Here is a 21,133-nt window from a genome sequence, read left to right as displayed (position 1 = left end):
TCCCTTCACGGGTCGACATGATCGCAACCCCATGATCTCCGATCGTTCCCGAGACAATGATTTGATCCCCTGGACGAGCGTTGTGAATTGACAATTCACCGCCGGACGCATGGAGTCCGATTCCCGTAGTGGTGATAAAAACTCCGTCCCCTTTGCCGCGGTCGACAACTTTGGTGTCGCCGGTGACCAATGTCACCCCGGATTCGCTGCACGCTTCCCGCATCGAAACAACGATTCGTCGTAAGGATTCGGTCTCGAAGCCCTCTTCGAGAATAAAGGCGGCCGCCAAGTAGAGTGGTGTCGCACCGGCGACCGCTAAATCGTTGACCGTTCCGTGCACCGCAAGCTTGCCGATGTCGCCGCCGGGAAAAAAGAGCGGCTTGATCACAAACGCATCGGTGGTAAATGCAATTCGTGATCCGGAGCTTCGTTTATCAGCCGGGCTGTCGTGCGATTCGAGCGAAAGCGTGGCGGCATCCTCGAGCGACGACAGCACTTCGTTCCCGAGTTCGGCCAAAAAGAACCGCTGGATCAGTTCCGCACTCAATTTGCCCCCACTACCGTGACCGAGAAGCACACGCTCGTACTGGCTACGAGGTGACGGACAGGTCATATGGTCAAAATTGGCAACGTGCGACATGTTTTTCAGTCTGCTGAAATCGGAACGTCTTCGGATTTCGGAGGGACTCTTTCAGACGAGGAAGCCTGCTGAGATCGCAAGAAGCGGCCATAGCTGTAGTAGGCAGCGCAAGCTCCTTCGGACGAAACCATGGTCGCTCCCAACGGATGTTCAGGGGTACATTCTTTTCCAAAGGCCGGGCAATCGTTCGGTTTGTGGATGCCTTGCAATATCAGCCCGCTAATGCATTGGCTTGATTCCAGCACTTGCATCTGGCTGACGGCAAATCGCTGTTCAGCATCAAAACGTTGGTATTCGGATCGCAACCGGTAACCACTGCGGGGGATCGTGCCGATACCACGCCACTTGCAATCGGTCACTTCAAACACTTCGGCAATCAAACCTTGTGCCGCATGACTTCCCTCACGCTGCACGGCACGAGCGTATTGATTGTCGACTCCGATTTCACCTTGCTCGAGCATCCGTACACAGCGATAAATTCCTTCCAGTAGATCGACCGGCTCAAAACCGGTGACCACAATCGGAATCTGATAACGGTCAACCAACCGTTCGTATTCCTCGTAGCCCATCACCGAACAAACATGTCCGGGACCGAGAAAACCCTGTACTCGATTGGTCGGTGACGACAGAATCGTTTCGATTGCCGGAGGCACCAAAACATGCGAAGCCAGGATGGCAAAGTTTTCGATCCCTCGTTTCTTGGCTTGCCACACCGCCATCGCGTTGGCCGGAGCGGTCGTCTCAAAGCCAACGGCAAAGAACACAACTGTTTGGTTGGGATTCTGTTCGGCAATCTTCAAACAATCCAGCGGTGAATAGACGATTCGCACGTCGCCACCGCTGGCTTTCACGTCAAACAAATCGCGTCGACTGCCGGGAACTCGCAGCATGTCCCCAAACGAGCAAAAGATAACGTTGTGGCATGAAGCAATCTCGATCGCTTTGTCGATCAATTCTAACGGAGTGACACAGACAGGGCAGCCCGGACCATGGACAAGTTCAACCTGTTTGGGCAGCAGTTCGTCGATGCCGTAACGGACGATCGAATGAGTCTGGCCTCCGCAAACCTCCATGATTGTCCACCGCTGGGTAACCATGTCGGCGATCGCGTGCAGCAGTTTCTTTGCCGCAGCGGCATCTCGATATTCCGCCTGGTATTTCACGACGCGACCTCGCTGTTGGAGTCCACTTCGTCAACCGCCAACTCCTGCAGCTCATCGATTTTCTGCAAGAATTCGAAGACCTTTTCCGCCTCCGCTTCATCAATCACCTGCAAGGCAAAACCGACATGCACGATCACATACTTGCCGACCTCGACGTCTGGAGTCAAATTCAAACAGACCTGCTTAAAGACGCCACCAAAATCCACCTTTCCCATCAAGACATCGTGCTCGATAAAGGTGTCGACGACCTTACCAGGGATACCAAGACACATCGAATGGCTCTGGCTAAATGAATTCGGACAGATGAAGCAACAACTAGCGTAGCACTTCCATGTGACAATGGCGTGATCTTAAATCCCGATTTTGCGACAATTTCAACACGCCGTTTTTGAGTGGTAATCACGGTGCAACGAATGGGCCGCGATCGCTAGCTGGCCGAGGCACAGACCGCCATCGTTTGCCGGAACACGTTGGTGCACAAACACGCTCAGCCCCTTTGACTGTAGCTGGGCGACAACCAGCGAACTTAAGAGCGTATTCGTAAACGCCCCCCCACTGAGAACGATTCGATTTATCGAAGTTGAGTTCGCGATTTGGATGCATGTCTGAACCGTCATTGCCGCCAAGGTATTGTGAAAGCGACGTGCAATGATTGCTTTGTCGATTTTGTTTGCACCGTCGGCAACCACGCTGCGGATCAGCGGTCGCGTATCGACCACTTGGCACGAAGACGTCCACTCGGCGGTCTGTTGAAGCGGTTCGATGGGGTACGTTTCGTCACCGTCCACCTGCAGCGCGATCGCTTCAAGCTCGATCGCGGCCTGGCCCTCGAAATGGGCCGTTTGCCGAATGCCTGCGATCGCGGCGACCGCGTCAAACAGCCGGCCTGCACTGGATGTCCAGGGTGAATTGAAACCACGATCGATCATCTGCTGGACAATCCGAACCGCCGAGGGCCGAACCGCCGAGGGCCGAATTGCGGCGTTGACTTCCCGTTGCCACGCTTCGCAATCACAATCGGCCTGCATGAAGTAGCTCAGCGCGACGCGCCACGGTTCCTTGGTCGCCTTGTCACCGCCGGGCAGTCTGACCGGGCGTAGCTGGGCGGCACGCTTGAACGACGGGTACCCCCCTACCAAGAATTCACCACCCCAGATCGTCTCGTCACTGCCATAACCGCTGCCGTCAAAGATCACTCCAATCACATCGCCGGCAATCCCGTGCTCGACCATGCAGCTTGCGAGATGAGCATGATGATGTTGGACTCCGAAAACGCACGACGAATCTTGCTCAGCACGCTCAACGGCGTAGGTCGTCGAGGCGTAATCAGGATGTAAATCGTGGACAACAACATCAGGCTGAATCTCCAACAGCCGTTCGTACAAAGCAATGTCACGCCCGAAGGATTCGTAGGCTGCCAAGTGATCCAAGTCGCCAATGTGATGACTCAAAAATGCCTGGTCTCCGCTCGCCAGTGCAAACACGTTTTTGAGTTGACCGCCGACGGCCAAGATTGGCTGGGGGCAGACGAAAGGCAGCTTGATCGGCATCGGCGCATCGCCTCGCGAGCGGCGGAGAGGCGATTCGCGGCCTGAAATCACACGGGTGACGGAGTCGTCACAGCGAACACAGATCGCTCGATTGTGCGTTAAAAAACAATCGGCGATCCCACAAAGTCGCTCGATCGCATCCGCGTCCTGATAGGCCATTGGCTCGTCACGACGATTGCCGCTGGTCATCACCAACGGCTGGTCCCCGATGCAATCCATCAGCAATGCATGCAATGGGCTGTATGGCAACATCATCCCCAGGGACGCATTGGTGGGCGCAACGGTATCGCTGATGCCAGGGACGCGATTGCGTTTTCGCAAGCAGACGATGGGACGCCGGGGCGATTGCAAAAGTTCGCGTTCGGCGTCATTGATTACGCACCAACGTGCTGCAAGCGTGCTGTTGCCGACCATGACTGCGAACGGCTTTTGGTCACGATGTTTGCGTTTGCGGAGGCGAGTAACCACGTCGTCGTCCTTTGCCAAACACACAAGATGGTAGCCACCGATTCCTTTTAGAGCTCCGATCTTGCCCTGCATCAATCCAGCGACAAAACGCGTCAACGGATCCTCGGCGGTGATCGGCTTTGCGTTCTCGTCGAGCAACTGTAGTCGCGGGCCGCAATCAGGGCATGCGATCGGTTGGGCATGAAAACGGCGGTCCCGTGGATTTTCATATTCCGCTCGGCAAGCAGCGCACATCTCGAACGCCGCCATCGTTGTATTCACACGATCATACGGAGCGCGATCGGTGATGGTTAACCGCGGCCCGCACTGGGTGCAGTTCAGAAACGGATAGCGGAAACGGCGGTCTGCGGGATCAAAAAGTTCGCGCCGACAATCCTCGCACATCGCCACATCGGGCGAGACAAAAACCTGGGATGCCAACCCTTGCTCGCTGTCCACGATTCTAAAGCATGCGTCGCCACAAATCGGAACCGGCAGCCAGCTCAGCTGGTTGATTCGTGATAGAGCAGGAGCATGCGATTGCAGTTGCTCGATAAACTGATCCAGCTTGGCTGCGGCTCCTTCGACTTCGATCTGGACTTCGCCTGATCGGTTCTGCACGAATCCGACCAACCGGTAGCGCGACGCGAGCGAATGGACAAAGGGACGAAATCCCACTCCCTGAACGATGCCCGTTACTGTGATCGCGCGGCGCTGCATAGAGGCCCCTCAACAATATCGCCGACGCAGACAAGTTTGTTCTGCTGCAGCTAAGCTCTCGTCCGCTAAGCACGCCTGCCGAGCCCAACGCAACTCCGCCGTAACCTAGCGAGGCGACGTGTCGAGTGGCAGATTGCGTTCGCCGAGCATGTTGTCGAAATCCAAGATCGCTGCTGGATCGTTGGCAACCATCTTGATCCGAGCCAGATTGGCGCGAGCCGATTGTTCTTCTTCGACTTGTTCGGTGATGAACCACTGCAATTCTACCAACGACGCAAACGCTTTCTGTTCCATGGCAAGCTGGAACAGCGCATCGATACGTGCGGTGTTCTCTTGTTCTTGCTTGAGCGCCCACTCGAAAATCTCGACAATATTGGCAAATTCTTGCCGCGGCGGATCGACTTGAGTGAACTTCACTTCGACATCGCGTGCGAGCAGGAAGTCATAAATTTTCATGGCATGGGTGTACTCTTCTTGAGCTTGAGCACGAAGCCAACCGGCGCACCCGGTCAATTGCTGCCGGTCACACCAAGCGCTGAGGGCCAAATAGGAATACCATGACCCCAATTCGCAGGACAGTTGTTCATTCAGGGCGTCGGTGACTTGATGATGCGATGACATTTTCTTCTTATTTTCCGTCTTGGGTAAACAGAGACTGTTTCGGGCAAAGTCGATCCGGGCATGGCCGAGTCAATCCGCATCCTAACGCGCCACTTCGCAATTAGACTAGCTGGCTATCGTCGATTACCGCTAACCCTAGTCGTCAAGCGTGAATCCGACCTTGATCGTGACTTGCCAATGCGACACTTTGCCTTCGGCGATGTCGCCCCGTGTCTCGATCACCTCGAACCAACGAAGCTCCTTGACCGTCTTTGCGGCTCGGCTAATCGCGTTGTTCACAGCGTCTTCGATCGAGGTCGTGGAGGTCCCGGTCAGCTCGATCTTTTTGTAGATGTGATTGGACATGTCGTTTGCTCGGGTTGAGATGGTAAAAACAGCACGCAGCGATGCAAGCCCAGCGATGCAATTGCGAGGCTGCAACGCCGGCGACGAGACCACCACGGGCCTGCCGCAGCGGTGACGTTCAGTATATCGCTTGCGTGCCCCCGTAAGCGAGCAAAAACGAGATCGAAAAGCTGACCTAGGCGTCAGTCGCCGAACTGATGTTAGCCGGCTTGGCTGGCGAAGCGTCACTCGGAGTTCTCGATTCCCAGCGAGTGAGATCAGCAAACTTCTTTGCAAGTTTCTCCGACATTGATGATAACGCACCGCCACGATGCATGGCACAATCGCGGCACTGGTCTTTGACTCGGGTTTCCAAGTCAACTTGGAACGAACGGTGTTTTTTCCCGACATACCCGCTCATCAACAGCGACTTCAACAGATTTTCGATACGGTCCATCTCCGCGTCACTTTCGCCCGCTAACGATCGACAACAGATTTTGGCGATTTCGTTCAGATGCGCTTCGATTTCAGGGTTCGTTTCTTCACTTGGTTTTGTCTCATTCATGTTCATCTCTCATAGCGAGCTCGGTGGTGTTTGCTTATTTCAGAGGCACGCGATGCATGATGTGGTGCTATCACCGCAAACCTCTCCCATTCCTTCGTCATCTTCGTCGTTCTCACATTTCCATGACCTCCCACAGACGCTCCTTCGAGATCGAGATCGCTCAAAAGGACCTCAGAAATCGAGGGAGCGTCACACTCGCCTTGGTCTGTCACGCCTTAGCAATTGCAAGAGGATTCAAACTCTTGCACTTGCCGTTCAGCCTCGTCTCGAGCGACACCATATCGCTCTTGCACGCGGCCGACCAATTCTTCGCGTTTGCCGTCGACGCGGTCCAGGTCATCATCGGTGAGATCGCCCCAACGCTGTTTGACCTGTCCCTTGGCTTGCTTCCATTTTCCTTGTATTTGATCCCAATTCATTTCAATATCTCCCTTATTTTCAGTTATGCAAAAACAGCCCTTCTACGGGCTCATCCAACAGCCACGACAACTGCATTTGCCGGGCCAAAATGCATCGCGTCGGCGTCGTTGAATGCCAGCTTAAAACTGCAAATTACCGTGACAACGAAAACAGGCAGCATCCCCGACGAGGGCTGCTGCCTGTGTGGCTGGTTTCATTCGTTTGCGATGGCGATTCCAATCGCTTCGAGCTGAGGACGACAGCTCGACAGCTATTCATCCACGTCGACAGTAACTTCTCCGGTATCGAGTGACCGCTCGACTTCGACGCCACCATCAGGTGTGTCGACATCCAACAGTGTTTCCTTGTTGTCACAGCCAACGATCGTAAATCCTGCCAGCAGCATCCCGGTAGCCAGTAGCGACCACGTCGATTGAGAAAGCATCTTCATAAATGACCTAGCAATTTGTGATTAAGATTTGAAAAAAAGCAAAGCATGATATGGCCCCCATCGATCGACCTAGCCGACCAACCTAGCCGATAGCCTCTACAGATACCCCATCAACAGCAGCACCAACACGATGATGACAATCAACGTCAGTGCTCCGCTGGGGGCGTACCCCCAAGTTCTCGAGTGCGGCCATGCAGGAAGCGCCCCGATAAGCAGTAGGATCAATAGGATTAGCAACAGGGTGTACAACACGATTCTCCGCTGGGCTTTTCTCTACTTGGCACCTCCACTGAGCACTGCAGCGAAGAGGCTGAACAGCAGGCTCCGCTGTTCCAGAGATAGTTCAAATGACAACCCAAACTGGATAACGGAGCCGTTAGCCCAGCAGGCGAGATCGTTTATTTGTTCTTGTACGCGTCACGAAGATCGCGGACCTTGTCATGCCCCGCTTTGACCACGGTGTATTGCGACAACAACACATCGTTCATCGCGCTGCCGGCGGTATCCTTGAGCACCTCTTCATACGCATTCTTGATATGATCTTCGCCGCGTTCGGCTTCGATCAAAATCACGTAGGGATCGCCCCCATTGAGCTTGCTGCGAACGTTGATCCACGCGCGATGGACACCGGCCGTTGCCGATCCATCGTCTTCGGCCTCTTCGCCATTCCATTCGACGTAGTTCTGCAATTCTGTAGCAAGTGCGGATCGCTCGTTAGCGATTTCGCGGAACAGCGTCGCGAGCTTTTTATCACTTAGCTCTTCTGCGGATTCACGAAACCCGTCATAGGAATCAATATTGGCACGGATCAGCTTTTGAAGTTTCTTGACAGTGGCTTCGCTAAGAGTTTGCTTTGTTTCAAGACTCATGGCAGGCTCCGGTTAAAGGCTAGTTTTGGTTCGGGACGCTCCGAAAGAAACGAAGCGTCGTGATTGCAACAAACACGGTTCTGCGTGTCGACAATCCAACCAACCCAAGAAAGGCAAACGGTGTGCCGAGCCCGGTTTTACTGGAAAACCGTGTACCGGACAGCTCGTTTTGACCGCAAAGCTGCCAACGTGATCTCACAGCAGGCAGCGGAGCGACATCCACCGCTACCATGTGCAACGCAAGCGGTCATTGCCGATTCCAAGTCAGCCTAGCTCAACAAGACGATTGCAAGTGGTACAGCATTTGCCACTTTCGCTCTCACGAACCTGTCGGTCCGCTTACCGTTCCTGTTTCTTTGTGTTTCCTGTTTCCTCGTTAATCGAAGGGAGATCCCCTGTGGCACTTCACCCTCATTGCATATTCCAGCGAGGACCTAGCCCCATCGTGGCCGCCGCGATTCACAACGGGCACGACACCCGCCGCAGCGTCGAGCAGCGGTTGGCGATCGACGAAGACGAACAGCAGCGAGAAGAAGATCCGGTCACCGGTGAATGGACGCAAATTGCCAAGACTCAAATCGTCGGTCTGCGTTCACGTTTCGAAGTGGACCTGAACCGTCCGCGCGACAAGGCTGTCTACGAAACGCCTGCCGACGCATGGGGCATGGAGGTTTGGGACACACCACCGGACCCGAAAATGATCGAAGCGTCGCTGCGTGAATACGATGAATTCTATCAAGACGTCGAAACACTGCTGCGTGAACTAATCGAAGAATATGGCCGCGTCGTCGTCTATGATTTACACACTTACAACCATCGCCGCGACGGCGCCGATGCACCGCCCGCCGACCCACAAACCAACCCCGAGGTCAACATCGGCACAGGGACGATGGATCGCCAGTTCTGGGCACCGGTCGTCGACCGCTTTATCACCGAACTGCGAGCGTATGATTTTAATGGTCGCAAGTTGGATGTTCGCGAAAACGTCAAATTTCAAGGTGGCTATTTTGGCGAGTGGATTCACTCGACCTTTCCCGAGCAAGCTTGCGCCATCGCGATCGAGTTCAAAAAGTTTTTCATGGATGAATGGGAAGGCGAAGCCGACCCCGACGAGGTGGAGTGTATCTACAAAGCGTTAGAGTCCACGTTGCCAGGCGTCCAAACAGCATTGAGGCAACTGTGAAACCATCCAGCACGTCACCGCAAACGAGACACGACCCAATCGAATCGGAATTCGACGCGATTGCGGATTCTGTATGCGCCCGGTTGTCAAAAAATGATCGGGTGCGTCGGACGTTGCCCGGAGATGGCCGTTTAAAATTCGACCGCCAGCTTCCCTTTCTATGTGTTTATCGCTCACCGGTCGATCGTGAGGATGCGGGTACGCGTGAGTTGGTGACGACCGAGGCGGCCTATCTATTTGCATCGGCTGATCCACAATATCACTCGGGGTTGATGAGCTTGACCACGGCCGTGCGAGGCATCATGCAGGAACACTTTGGCACGTTCCTGTTCGTTGAGATCTGGAGCTCAGGCGATTCCAAGACGGCAAACCCTTCGCGGCAGGGATTTGAAATAGTCTCACCCGACCTGGACGCGTTGCCATCGACGATGGAAGTGCTGCGGAATTCTCTGCAAGAGATTTCGGTACACGGACGCCGCGGCACCGTCGCCGAGCGAAGTGATGCGATTGTCGGCCCACCCGACATCGCATCGCTCGCCCCCGAGTGCAACAGCGACGCCAACGCAGGATGTTGCTCGATCGGCATCGCGGTAAAACCGGTGTATCGCGATCCTCGCAACGGATCACTTTATCCTGTTGTCCTGCAATCGTTCCGTCGCCAATTGGCAATCGCCCTTCGCAAAACGATTGCGGAATTTACTGGCAGCCATGACCCATCGGCCAAAGTGCATTTCGAATCGCTTGGCCCCTCGTCCCTTGTCAAAGCGACGCGATTAATCGACCAACAACTTTGTAGCGTTTCCGAATCGTTCGACTTTTTGCTGCAAGTCACTCCGACCAATGCAGACGAAGCTTGGCAGCAGTTTCACGCCAGCGGCTATCGCGAATTGCCCACATTGTATTACCGCCCGCTGCCCTACCACCCCAACATACTGAAACGCCGTTTGTTTGATATTGAAATTGAACGCGTTGAAGATCCCACGCTGGCTCACCTTTTTTGGGAGAAACAAAACGAGGTGGATCGCCAACTCACTGCCTTACGTGATCTCGACCAACCCGAAAAGTCAAAACCATTTTCGCATCCATCGCCGTTTCTGAGCACGAGTCTGCAACTGTATGGTCGCCCCGAGACCGAACTGATCACGTTGGCGAACGACATCCTGCGCACGATCCAGCCGAACTCAAGCAGCAAACCCAAGTCGACCCGCTGTATGGCCAGCACGGAAATCATTCAGCGAGCTCATGACGAAATCGACTACTATCACACCAAGATGAACGAGTTTACGGCCTCCGTGCAGGTATCCGATTCCATCGCCTCGGGAATCATGGTCTCGCAAGACCGGTTGTTGATTTCCAGCAAGATCAAACTGGCAAAAAAACGAGTCGAATCCTTACTTCATCACGAGATCGGCACCCATCTGCTGACCTATTTCAATGGTCGCTGCCAACCGTTTCAACAACTGTACGCAGGTTTGGCGGGCTACGAGGAATTACAAGAAGGCTTGGCCGTATTAGCGGAATACCTTTGTGGTGGATTGACGAAACGTCGATTGCGAACACTTGCGGCGCGAGTGATCGCGGTCGATTCGATGACCAGAGGAAAGTCGTTTGTCGAAACGTTTCGCTTGCTACATAAAAAACATCGATTTGCTCCTCATACAGCCTTTACCACCACACTTCGGGTGTACCGCGGTGGCGGCTACACCAAGGACCTGATTTATCTACGTGGGCTGCGTGATTTGCTCGACTATTTGGCAGCAGGTCATGAAATTGAACCGCTGTATGTCGGCAAGATTGGCCTGCAACACGTGCCGTACGTGCAAGAGCTGCGGCGACGTGGAATCATCACACCGCCACGCATCCTACCTCGTTTCTGGAACGACCCTCGCATCCGTGATCGGCTCGAAGCCTGTCGGGGCAAGTCGGTCCTTGATCTTATGGAGACCGACTTATGAAGATTGGATTTGTAGTAAACGACGTGATGACCGAACAAGCCGCGTACACAACGACGCGGTTGGCGATGACCGCCGTGAACATGGGGCATCAAGTCTATACGCTCGGTGTGGGGGATTTTGTCTACGCACCCGATGGAGCCGTTCATGCGTCGGCACGAACGGTCAATGGCGAGCACTACGAATCGCTGGAAAACTTTATGGGCGAACTTCAAGACAAAGAATCCGACGGCACTAGGATTTCACTCGACGATCTCGACGTCCTGATGCTTCGCAACGACCCGTCCGATGACGCTGCAGAACGATCGTGGGCTCAAACCAGCGGGATTTTGTTTGGGCAACTCGCGGCAGCACGCGGTGTGATCGTCTTGAACGATCCTGAAAACCTAGCCAACGCAATCAACAAGACCTATTTCCAGCACTTTCCCGAAGAAGTCCGTCCCAAAACCTGCATCAGTCGCGACATTAAACAGATCAATTCGTTTATCGAATCGCAAAACGGCAAAGTGGTGATCAAACCACTGCAGGGATCCGGCGGCCAAAGTGTCTTTCTGATTCACGAAGACGACAAAGCCAACCGCAACCAAATGATCGAAGCGGTGTTGCGTGATGGTTACTGTATCGTGCAAGAGTATTTGCCGGCTGCGGCCGATGGCGATGTCCGAATGTTTGTCATGAATGGCCGCCCGCTGTGGCACGATGGTGCGTATGCCGCTTTTCGCCGTGTCAATAAAACGGGCGATGCGAGAAGCAATATGCATTCGGGTGGCAAAAGCGAGGCGGCCGAGGTCACCCACCAAATGCTCGAATTGGTCGAAATGGTGCGTCCAAAACTTGTCCGCGATGGCATGTTCCTTGTCGGGCTGGATATCGTTGATGACAAGTTGATGGAGATCAATGTATTTAGCCCTGGCGGTCTCGGCAGCAGCCAACAATTGACGGGAGTCGACTTTACCGCCGCGATCATTCGCGATTTGCAACGCAAGGTTCGCTACAAGCAATATTACGGATCCCGCATCCGTAACGTGGATCTCGCCACGCTGTAGCGAGAGGCGTTGCACCCCAGCGTCCAGCATCCCAGCACCCCAGCCTAGTTGCAGCTCCCTCATCGCGGCCGACCTTGCATCGAAGCGAGAGAATCATGGAGGTTCCTCATCGCACAAAACGAGGGGGAATTGACGAAAACGCCTTTACGGTCTTCAATTTGGCATCATTTCAACGTTTGTAAGGTTTGGAAGGTGCTGTGATGGGTGTCAAGTCAATGGTGGGCAAGCTCGATGGAATGCTTCGTGTGGGCGAAGCAGCAGAGTATCTGAGCGTGACCTCGGAGACGCTTCGGAACTGGGACAGATCGGGCCGACTGGTTCCAACGCGTCATCCAGTGACGGGGTATCGCTATTACCGACAAGAGGACCTCGATGCGTTTCTTGCGGCCATCGTCGCCAAACGCGAGCACGAGTGAACTTCATCAGTATGTGCATCATCGCTGCGGTTGGTGACAGCGGGGTCGCAACACGCGAACGAGATCATCTGAGGTATTCGGGAGGGCTGCGGACGCAGCGACGGCACGCGGTGCCCGCTGGCAAGGTAAAGGCGTATGAATCGTAAAAACATATCGGAGCAAAGTCGGATCGCCGATGACTCACCCTTGATCGTCGGCATAGGCGCTTCGGCCGGGGGACTCGAGGCATTCCAGGAATTGTTGAGGGCGCTTGGGGATGCGCCGGGGATGGCCATCGTGTTCATCCAACACCTTGACCCTCAAAGCAAATCGCTATTGGTCGACTTGCTGTCAAAATCGACCTCGATGCGGGTACTGGAACTCACCGACGGCACGGCGTTGATGGCGGACACGGTTTACGTTTGCCCCCCGCACAGATTGCTGGAAATCCGCCACGGTTCGGTCCACGTCGTCCAGCCCGACGACGCGAGTCACCGCACAACGACAATCGATCATTTTTTGCATTCGCTTGCCGAGGACCAGCGAGACCGCAGCCTCGGTGTGATCCTCTCGGGCACCGGCAGCGACGGCACATTGGGACTCAAAGCGATCAGCGATCGAGGCGGTTTGACGTTTGCTCAAGACCCCGTGTCTGCCAAATTCGACTCGATGCCTCGCAGTGCCGCTACCACGGGAGTCGCGGATCACGTGATCCCACCCCGCGAAATCGCTGCCGAACTGCGGCGTTATGCAAGCCACATGACGGACCAAGTCGCTTCCATCTCTACGGACCACTTGCAACAGCAGATCAAAGACGCGATTCCCGTGATCGCGGAAAAGCTGAAAAAGGTTACCACGCATAATTTCCTGCATTACAAATCCAGTACGCTGCAGCGGCGTATCCAGCGGCGGATGCAGTTGCGGAAAATTGCATCGGTTTATCAGTACGTCGACTATCTGCAGCAACATGACGACGAGATCCATGCTCTGTTCCGCGACTTGTTGATTGGAGTCACCGCGTTTTTTCGAGATCCAGAGGCCTTTGAAACGCTCCGTCACCAAGTATTGCCTAAGATCTTTGAAAACCGCGACCCTAATGACAGTGTGCGTATCTGGGTTGCCGGATGCGCGAATGGCGCAGAAGCGTACACGATGGCTATTTTGTGCCGCGAAGTCATCGATGAGCTCCCCAATCCACCTCGCGTCCAGATCTTTGCTACCGACATTGACGAGCGATCCTTAGCGATCGCTCGCCGCGGGACGTACCCGCTGGGGATTCAAGACCACATTAGCCCCGAGCGACTAAAGCGGTTCTTTATCAGACAGGGCACCAAATATCATGTGGCGAAAGAGGTTCGTGAACTCGTTCTGTTTTCGCTGCACAATTTGATCAGCGATCCTCCGTTCTCGCGGCTTGACCTGATTTCGTGCCGCAATCTATTGATCTATCTCGGACCTCACCTGCAAGAGAAGTTAATCCCGCTGTTTCATTATGCGCTGACTGCGACGGGATATTTGTTCCTAGGCCCCAGCGAAAACATCGCCTCGCATGGTGAATTGTTTCGTCCCATCGACGCCAAATCTCGCATCTCGCAGCGCAAAGGGACCGCGATCGGATCGGCAACGTCCACGGGCTTTTTACCTCGTGCAGTGATCTCGCCACAATCAACCATCACCCCCGATTCCTCGGTCGATCTGACCGACATGATGCAGCGGATCGTACTCGACGAATTCACTCCGAAATCAGCGGTCATTGATGAATCGGGAAAAGTGTTGACGTCGTCACCCAACATCAAAAAGTATTTAAACCTGACAGCGGGACCATTTGAAAACAACATCGTCAAAATGGCGGCGAGTGGATTGCAAATCGGTTTGCGTGCCGCGATTTCAGAGGCCAAACGAACCAGCCGCCGAGTCCAGCATGAAAATCTATCGCTACGTGACGGGGACCTCGTTCAACGAGTGATGCTGACCGTCCAACCGATGCCACGTCTAGGCGAGGACGCTCCGTTATTCCTCGTCGTCTTTCACGATGTCGGCATTCCCATCCCGCGTGAGGAGAGCGACGAACTTCCCCACCGTGCTCACCCCGATGCCGACTCGCTGCTTGTTCAAATTGAACGTGAACTCGAGACCACCCGCAGCGATCTAGAACAGACGATGCAGGACATGGAAGCCACCAATGAAGAGCTGAAATCGTCCAACGAAGAACTGTTGTCGATGAACGAAGAGTTGCATTCGGCAAACGAAGAACTAGAAACCTCGCGTGAAGAGATTCGCGCCAGCCGAGATGCCATCGCCAACATCAACACCGATTTGGAGAATCTGTTCCGCAGCACTCAAATTGCAACCATCTGCTTGGATGCCAAGCAAAACACCATTTGGTATTCGCCTCCCGCAGCGAAAATCTATCGTCTGATCGCCAGCGATATTGGACGTCCGCTGGATGATATTTCGCATGTCGCAGTAGACATGCCCGCCATTCCAAGCAGCAAGGAACTATCGGACAGCACCGAGCGACTCGAAGATGAGATCGAAACGCACGACGGACGTTGGTACCTGCGACGCGTGTTGCCGTACATGCGGGATGAGAAAGCGGACGGATTGATATTGACCTTCATCGACATCACGCTGCAGAAACAGGCGTCGATTCGCATGACCACCGAACACAAGGTCATTCGTTTACTTGCTGAGGCGAAATCGTTTGACTCCGCTGTCCCCAAGGTGCTAAAGGCGATTCGAGAATCACTGGGGGCGGATATCACGGCCATTTGGTTACCCGATCCTCGGCACCAAGTGCTGCGATGTACCGACGTCTCGGTCGGGGCAAACGATTCCGCGATGGAACGGGTTGCCGCCAAGAACCAAGAATTTCAGTTTGCCAAGGGACATGGTTTGCCCGGTCGCGTTTGGCAATCGTTGGATGCACACTCGATCGATAATCTGTCCGCAGACAGGAACTTTTCACGCACTCATGCGATCGATGCCGGTTTAAACCAAGCGATGGCGATGCCTATCTTGGTGGGAACCGATTTCTTTGGCGTGATTGAAATCTTCTCACGAAGTTCGGGGCGATTGGAGCAGACGTTTTTGGCGATGCTGCAATCGATTGGTCTCGAGCTAGGACAGTTTATTCGCCATACCCAAGCCGATGCGAATTTGCGTGACGAAGAGGCTCGCAAATCAGCCATCTTGGCGTCGGCTCTCGATTCGATCATCACGATGGACGTCGACGGCCGGATCGTTGATTTCAATCCGGCTGCAGAGCAAACGTTCGGTTTCAAGCAACACGAGGTGAAAGGAAAACTATTAGCGGAAACGATTGTTCCCGAAGAGTTCCGCGACGCGCACACCCGTGGGCTGAAACGCTATTTGGAATCCGGCGAATCCAAGATCATTGGTCACCGCATTGAGTTAACGGCCCAGCGATCCAACGGTGAACAGTTCCCTGTCGAGCTCGCGATCAACGCGACGAAAACGCGTGACGGATCTCCGTTTTTTACCGCATACCTGCGTGACATCACCGAACACAAACAATTTGTCCAAACGATCTTTGATCGGGATGAGCGAATTGTTGCGTTGCTAAATTCTACTGCCGAAGGCATCTACGGCATCGATCCCGATGGCGTCTGCACGTTTGCCAATGCATCGTGCGCAAAACTTTTGGGCTTTGATGCCCCCGCTGAACTTGTCGGCAAGCAGATGCATAAGCTCATCCATCACACGAGTCGCGATGGTACCCATTGTCCGAACGACGAATGTCATATTTACGAGGCGTTTCGCGTCGGAGCTAAAGTCCATGTCGACGACGAGATTTTCTGGAGGGCTGATGGGACATTCTTTGATGTTGAGTATTGGTCCTATCCGATGATCCGCGACGGCGAAACGATTGGCTGCGTCGTGACATTCTTAGATGTGACCGACCGTAAGGAAGCCGAACGTGTCGTTGCCAGACAACGCGAGGACCTGGAACTGGCGTTTCGTGCCGGCCGATTGGGGTCGTGGCACTGGGACATCGCGACTGACCGCGTGACATGGTCCAGTCACTTATATGAATTACTCGGCTACGAGCGTGATCAATTTGTCGCCACCTGCGCAGGATTCATGCAGATCATCCACCCCGATGATCGCGACTACGTGCAAAGTCGCATCGACGCGGCTTTCGAAGGCCAATGTGATGAATTCGAGATGGATTTCCGAGTCTTTCGCGGAAATGATCAACAAGTCATCTGGACGTACGGTCGCGGCGTCATCCAGCGTGATTCACAGGGCACCCCACTCTCAATCACCGCAATCGCAAGCGACGTCAGCGAACGAAAAAAGGCCGAGCTCGAAATGATCCAGCGCGAGCGAACGTTATCGTTGGCACTGGACGCCGGTCGTATGGGCAGTTGGGTCTGGAATATCCCCAAGAACAAAATCACTTGGTCAGATCGTCTCCATGCGATGTACGGCTATGACAAACACGAATTCAAGGGGACGCCGGAGGGATTTTTGGAGATTGTGATCCCCGAGGATCATCCGGTCGTCCAGCAAATCATTGACTCGGTACTGCATTCCAATTCCGAGCGAGAAGAGTTCGAATGCCGCTGCGTCCGAGGCACCGATGGGCGAATCATCTGGTCACAGGTTCATGGTGTCGTCGACCGCGACGAGCATGGCAATGCATTGCAAATCACAGGCTTTGCCGTCGATATCACCGAACGCAAATCACGCGAACTCAATCTGGCGTTTTTAGCTGACTTGCAATCCGCATTCGTCAATCCGTTATCGGCCGACGAGATCACCCGACAAGCGTGTACCCGAATAACCGATTACATGGATCTGAGTCGATGCGCACTGGTCGAAATCGATGAACACGAGCAAACGGCGAATGTGTTTTTCGAACACGTCACTGAAAATGACCTTCCCGGCATCGGTGGGGTCCATCGTCTGGACGAATTTCACGAGGACCACGAGCGTGCCGCCCTGTTAGCAGGCCAACCGCTCGCGATCGATGACTGTCAAAGCCCAGCTCGGTCCGCCGCTTTGGCCGATCGTTTTGCTTCCTTGAAAATCGGTTCGTTGTTCAACGCAACCTACGTTAGCGACCGACGATTAAAGTTTGTATTGTCCGCCATTCGCAACGAACCGCATCATTGGCAAGCTGACGAGCAAGATTTTCTACAAGAGTTTACCGCCCGTGTTTACGCGCGGCTTGAACGTGCCCGCGCCGAAGACGCACTGCGTGAAAGCGAAGAGTTTAATCGTACGATTATCGAAAGCAGCCCTGACTGTATTAAAGTCCTCGACATCGACGGCCGCATGTTAACGATGAACTCCGCCGGGATTGCCTCGTTTGAAATCGCAGATTTCGAAACATTCCGAGGGGAGCCTTGGGAATCGCTGTGGCCCGCCGAAAGTCAGCCGAGCGTTCGGCAAGCGTTAAGTGACGCGATCGCAGGAGGAACCGGCAGCTTCCAAGCGTTCTGTCCCACGGCCAATGCAACGCCGAAGTGGTGGGACGTGGTCGTCACCTCGGTGCGTGGTGTGTCGGAACAGATCAAATTTCTCGTCGCGGTATCACGTGACATCACGGAACGAAAACGTTGGGAATTGGAACTTGCTGACCGCGAGGCGCACTTGCGGCGTGTGATCAACAATCAATTGGGGCTGGTCGGAGTGATCGGCAGCGATGGCAAACTGCTAGAGGTCGACGATCGTTCGATGAGCATCGCGGGTCTCAGTCGCGATGATGTGATTGGCAAACATTTTGCCGAATGTGATTGGTGGACTTACGATGATGCCGTCGCCAACCAAATGCGTGACGCCATGGATCGTGCTTTTGCGGGTGAAACGGTGCGGTTCGATGTCGGCTTGAATTCCAAGCAAGGCGATCCACTCATGATCGATTTCATGATGGCACCGGTGCGAGATTCGAGTGGCAATATTGAGTTCCTGATCCCCTCGGGCGTCGACATCAGCGATCGCTATGCGGCCCAGATGCGATTGATTGAAAGCGAACGCCGTATCTCGATGGCGCTCAAAGCCGGTGCGATGGCGGCTTGGGAATGGAGCGAGGAAAAAAGTGTTTGGGAAGACTCTCTGTTTCAATTGCTGGGAATCCCCAAACAGGACGATCCATCATCCGAATTGTTCTTTCAATACGTCCATCCCGACGACCTTCCCGCCCTCAAATCCCTCTGGAAGCAGGCGACCGAAAACGGCGACGCTTATGAAACCGAATTCCGTATCATTCGCCCTGATGGCCATGTGATTTGGCTCGCTGCGGTTGGCACAATTCTGCGAGATGAACACGGCAAGGTAACACGGATCCATGGGCTGAACTGGGACATCACCGACGCCAAGGAATCGGAGCGTCGTATTCTTGCTAGCGAAGAACGTCTGCGATTGGCACTTAGCGCTGCAGAGCTAAAACTGTGGCAATGGCACGTCAACGCCGACAAATTTTATCGTTCTGGTGAACTGAGCAGACAATCGGGATTGGATTCTGCCAAACCGATTGGGGGACTCGCCGAGTTTCTCGATCTCGTCCATCCCGACGACCGCGTCCATGTCGAACAGTCGCTTCGTCACAGCTTGGAAACGGGCACGCCGTATCGCTGTGAATACCGTATCCGGCGGTCTTCCAAGGCCTATCGCTGGGTGATGTCGCTTGCTCATCTTTCCATTAAGGACAGCGATTCGCCGCTGCAGATGATCGGTGTCGAATTGGATATCACCACTCGGCGTGAATCCGAAGAAGCGATCAAGTTGGCCCTCGAAAATTACGAAAGTAGCAATACAAAACTACAGGGGATTTTCGATGTGACTTTGATCTTTGTCGGTGTTATCGACCTGGATGGTCACGTCAGCGAGGTCAATAAAACCGCGACCACGGGGTGTGGCTTCACGCGTGAGGAAATTATTGGCAAGAAGTTTTGGGAGTGTCCATGGTGGCGTCGGTCCGCGAAGGTGCAGTCCGCCGTCCGCGAGTCATTCCAGCGAGCCGCTGCGGGCGAGACCGTGGAAATGGAATTGGATTACTGGATTGCCGACGGATCGAAACGTGCCATTCAATTCCGGATTGCTCCGGCTCGAAACGACAAGGGCGAGGTCACCTTCGTCGTGCCCAGTGGCGTGGACATCACCGAGCGAAAACGAAATGAACGAGAAATCCGGCTCAGCGCCCAGCGATTAAGTGTCGCAGCCAAGGCAGCTGGCTTTGGTATGCTGCACGTCGATTTGCGTTCGGAGACCGTGGTCTTCTCGCCCGAGTTCAAACGTATTGTCGGCTATCCCGAGGATCACACGTTTCAGCTCGAGATGAATCAAGCGCCCTCGTTTGTTTATCCCGACGACGCGGCTGCGTACCAGAAATATTTCCAGCAAGCAGCACAGACGCGGCGGAAATTAATGACGCCGCTTGACCTCCGCATCACTCGACTCGACGGTCAACGCCGCTGGGTGCGGTTACAAACCAAGACGTTGTGGACCAAAGGCAACGAAGGCAACAAACGGCCGTCTCAAATCATCGGCACGCTGCTGGATATCACCAATCAACACGAGTTCGAACAATCGCTTAAAGAAGCACGTGAACAGGCCGTTGCGGCGAATGAATCAAAGAGCGCGTTTCTAGCCAACATGAGTCACGAAATCCGCACTCCCATGACGGCAATCCTAGGCTATGCCGATCTGATCGCTGAAAAAGTCAACGACGACGAAACGCTTTCACACGTTCGCACCATCCGACACAACGGTGGTTTCCTGCTGGATATCATCAACGATATTCTTGACCTGTCAAAAATCGAAGCTGGTAAATTCGAGATCAGCCAACAACGGTTCGCTCCGAGCCATTTGGTCGAAGACGTTCGCTCGATCATGGAAGTTCGTGCGACCGAGAGCAACCTGGAACTCGATGTTGAATACCACGGAAAAATTCCAGCAGAAATCACCTCCGACCCCAAACGCTTAAAACAAGTTCTGATCAACCTGGTCGGCAACGCAATCAAATTCACTCCCTCAGGCATGGTGAAGATCATTGTGCGTTTCGTGGATCAGCAACACGATGACGGGATACTGCAATTCGAGATCGTCGATTCGGGTATCGGAATGAGTCGGCAACAACAGCAGCGATTGTTCCAGCCGTTTTCACAGGGGGATGGCAACGTCAATCGCGAATTTGGTGGCACGGGACTTGGACTGGCGATCAGCAAACGGTTGACCGAGATGTTGGGCGGAGAAATCTCGGTGGAGAGTGAATTGAGCAAAGGCAGTAAATTCACCGTCTCGATCTCCACCGGCGACATCGACGATGTGCAAATGATCCAGCCCAAATTGACAACAGAACCGCTGGCAAACCCCACGCCGACGGAAACAGTTACTTTGGATTGCCACGTGTTGGTCGTCGACGACCGCCGCGATATCCGCTTTCTTAGCAAATCATTGCTGAAAAAAGCGGGAGCCCGAGTCAATGAGGCCGAAGATGGTGAAGTCGCGATCCGCATGGTCGAAGAGATGGTCCGGCAAGGCCGTTCCTACGATTTGATTCTGTTGGACATGCAAATGCCTCGACTCGATGGATATCAAACCGCGGAACAGCTCCGTCGACTCGGATTCGATGGCCCAATTATCGCGTTGACCGCCGATGCGATGCAGGGAGATATGAATCGCTGCATCGAAAGCGGTTGTAATGATTATTTGAGCAAACCGATTAACGTCGAGCTGTTAACTCAAATGGTGCACCGCTTTACCAACGGAACTCACGATGGCCGTTGACCCACGGCACACGGAATGCAGCAGGGGGTGAAGCTCGAAGATCCCCAATTA

General features: G+C 54.1%; 17 protein-coding genes. 6 read left to right on the top strand and 11 right to left on the bottom strand.

Annotated elements, in window-relative coordinates:
- From hypE to RMSM_RS17180, 11 genes are all read right to left on the bottom strand, one after another.
- Window positions 1-640: hydrogenase expression/formation protein HypE (gene hypE / locus RMSM_RS17225; RefSeq protein WP_008698859.1), on the bottom strand; the 640-nt coding region annotated here is incomplete at its 3' end.
- Between the two features lie 5 nt (window positions 641-645).
- Window positions 646-1,803 (bottom strand): hydrogenase formation protein HypD, encoded by a 1,158-nt coding sequence (gene hypD, locus RMSM_RS17220; protein ID WP_008698857.1) that lies wholly within the window; start codon window positions 1,801-1,803, stop codon window positions 646-648.
- Window positions 1,800-2,075, bottom strand: a complete 276-nt coding sequence (locus RMSM_RS17215) for a HypC/HybG/HupF family hydrogenase formation chaperone (protein WP_008698855.1) — start codon at window positions 2,073-2,075, stop codon at window positions 1,800-1,802. Before RMSM_RS17215 ends, hypD begins: the two co-directional genes overlap by 4 nt.
- Window positions 2,076-2,177: 102 nt before the next feature.
- Window positions 2,178-4,520, bottom strand: a complete 2,343-nt coding sequence (gene hypF / locus RMSM_RS17210) for a carbamoyltransferase HypF (RefSeq protein ID WP_008698853.1) — start codon at window positions 4,518-4,520, stop codon at window positions 2,178-2,180.
- 105 nt (window positions 4,521-4,625) lie between these two features.
- Entirely contained in the window at window positions 4,626-5,141 is a 516-nt protein-coding gene (locus RMSM_RS17205; RefSeq protein WP_008698852.1) for a ferritin, read from the bottom strand.
- A 135-nt stretch (window positions 5,142-5,276) separates the two neighbouring features.
- The gene (locus RMSM_RS17200; RefSeq protein ID WP_040767655.1) at window positions 5,277-5,486 is read right to left on the bottom strand and encodes a dodecin; all 210 of its coding nucleotides are present in this window, start codon (window positions 5,484-5,486) and stop codon (window positions 5,277-5,279) included.
- Between the two features lie 175 nt (window positions 5,487-5,661).
- Complete coding sequence (locus RMSM_RS17195) at window positions 5,662-6,030, bottom strand: hypothetical protein (RefSeq protein WP_144057734.1); 369 nt, start codon at window positions 6,028-6,030, stop codon at window positions 5,662-5,664.
- Window positions 6,031-6,245: 215 nt separating this feature from the next.
- A complete protein-coding gene (locus RMSM_RS17190; RefSeq protein WP_008698846.1) occupies window positions 6,246-6,449 on the bottom strand; it encodes a CsbD family protein in 204 nt (67 codons plus the stop codon).
- A gap of 251 nt (window positions 6,450-6,700) precedes the next feature.
- The gene (locus tag RMSM_RS17185) at window positions 6,701-6,880 is read right to left on the bottom strand and encodes a hypothetical protein (protein WP_008698843.1); all 180 of its coding nucleotides are present in this window, start codon (window positions 6,878-6,880) and stop codon (window positions 6,701-6,703) included.
- Window positions 6,881-6,976: 96 nt separating this feature from the next.
- Window positions 6,977-7,132, bottom strand: coding sequence for a DUF3309 family protein (locus tag RMSM_RS38620; RefSeq protein WP_008698842.1), 156 nt, complete (start codon window positions 7,130-7,132; stop codon window positions 6,977-6,979).
- A 146-nt stretch (window positions 7,133-7,278) separates the two neighbouring features.
- Window positions 7,279-7,749: a PA2169 family four-helix-bundle protein gene (locus RMSM_RS17180; RefSeq protein ID WP_008698840.1), complete on the bottom strand. Its 471-nt coding sequence runs from the start codon at window positions 7,747-7,749 to the stop codon at window positions 7,279-7,281.
- 397 nt (window positions 7,750-8,146) lie between these two features.
- Between RMSM_RS17180 and RMSM_RS17170 the strand changes: the two genes are divergently transcribed.
- The 6 genes from RMSM_RS17170 to RMSM_RS42020 all read left to right on the top strand — a co-directional run bounded on the left by RMSM_RS17170 (window position 8,147) and on the right by RMSM_RS42020 (window position 21,082).
- Complete coding sequence (locus RMSM_RS17170) at window positions 8,147-8,932, top strand: N-formylglutamate amidohydrolase (protein ID WP_040767641.1); 786 nt, start codon at window positions 8,147-8,149, stop codon at window positions 8,930-8,932.
- The gene (locus RMSM_RS17165; RefSeq protein ID WP_008698835.1) at window positions 8,929-10,887 is read left to right on the top strand and encodes a flavohemoglobin expression-modulating QEGLA motif protein; all 1,959 of its coding nucleotides are present in this window, start codon (window positions 8,929-8,931) and stop codon (window positions 10,885-10,887) included. The genes RMSM_RS17170 and RMSM_RS17165 overlap by 4 nt, the downstream gene beginning before the upstream one ends.
- Entirely contained in the window at window positions 10,884-11,930 is a 1,047-nt protein-coding gene (locus RMSM_RS17160; RefSeq protein ID WP_008698833.1) for a glutathione synthetase, read from the top strand. The genes RMSM_RS17165 and RMSM_RS17160 overlap by 4 nt, the downstream gene beginning before the upstream one ends.
- Before the next feature lie 200 nt (window positions 11,931-12,130).
- Window positions 12,131-12,346, top strand: a complete 216-nt coding sequence (locus RMSM_RS17155) for a MerR family transcriptional regulator (RefSeq protein WP_144057732.1) — start codon at window positions 12,131-12,133, stop codon at window positions 12,344-12,346.
- Window positions 12,343-12,492, top strand: a complete 150-nt coding sequence (locus RMSM_RS41020; protein WP_160168308.1) for a hypothetical protein — start codon at window positions 12,343-12,345, stop codon at window positions 12,490-12,492. The genes RMSM_RS17155 and RMSM_RS41020 overlap by 4 nt, the downstream gene beginning before the upstream one ends.
- On the top strand, window positions 12,482-21,082 hold the full coding sequence (locus RMSM_RS42020) for a PAS domain S-box protein (protein ID WP_008698828.1): 8,601 nt from the start codon (window positions 12,482-12,484) through the stop codon (window positions 21,080-21,082). Before RMSM_RS41020 ends, RMSM_RS42020 begins: the two co-directional genes overlap by 11 nt.
- Window positions 21,083-21,133: the final 51 nt, after the last annotated feature.

This window comes from Rhodopirellula maiorica SM1 (genome assembly GCF_000346295.1).
Taxonomy (GTDB): domain Bacteria; phylum Planctomycetota; class Planctomycetia; order Pirellulales; family Pirellulaceae; genus Novipirellula; species Novipirellula maiorica.
The sequence above is the reverse complement of the archived record's forward strand: the minus strand, read 5'-3'. Positions and strand labels throughout refer to the sequence as shown.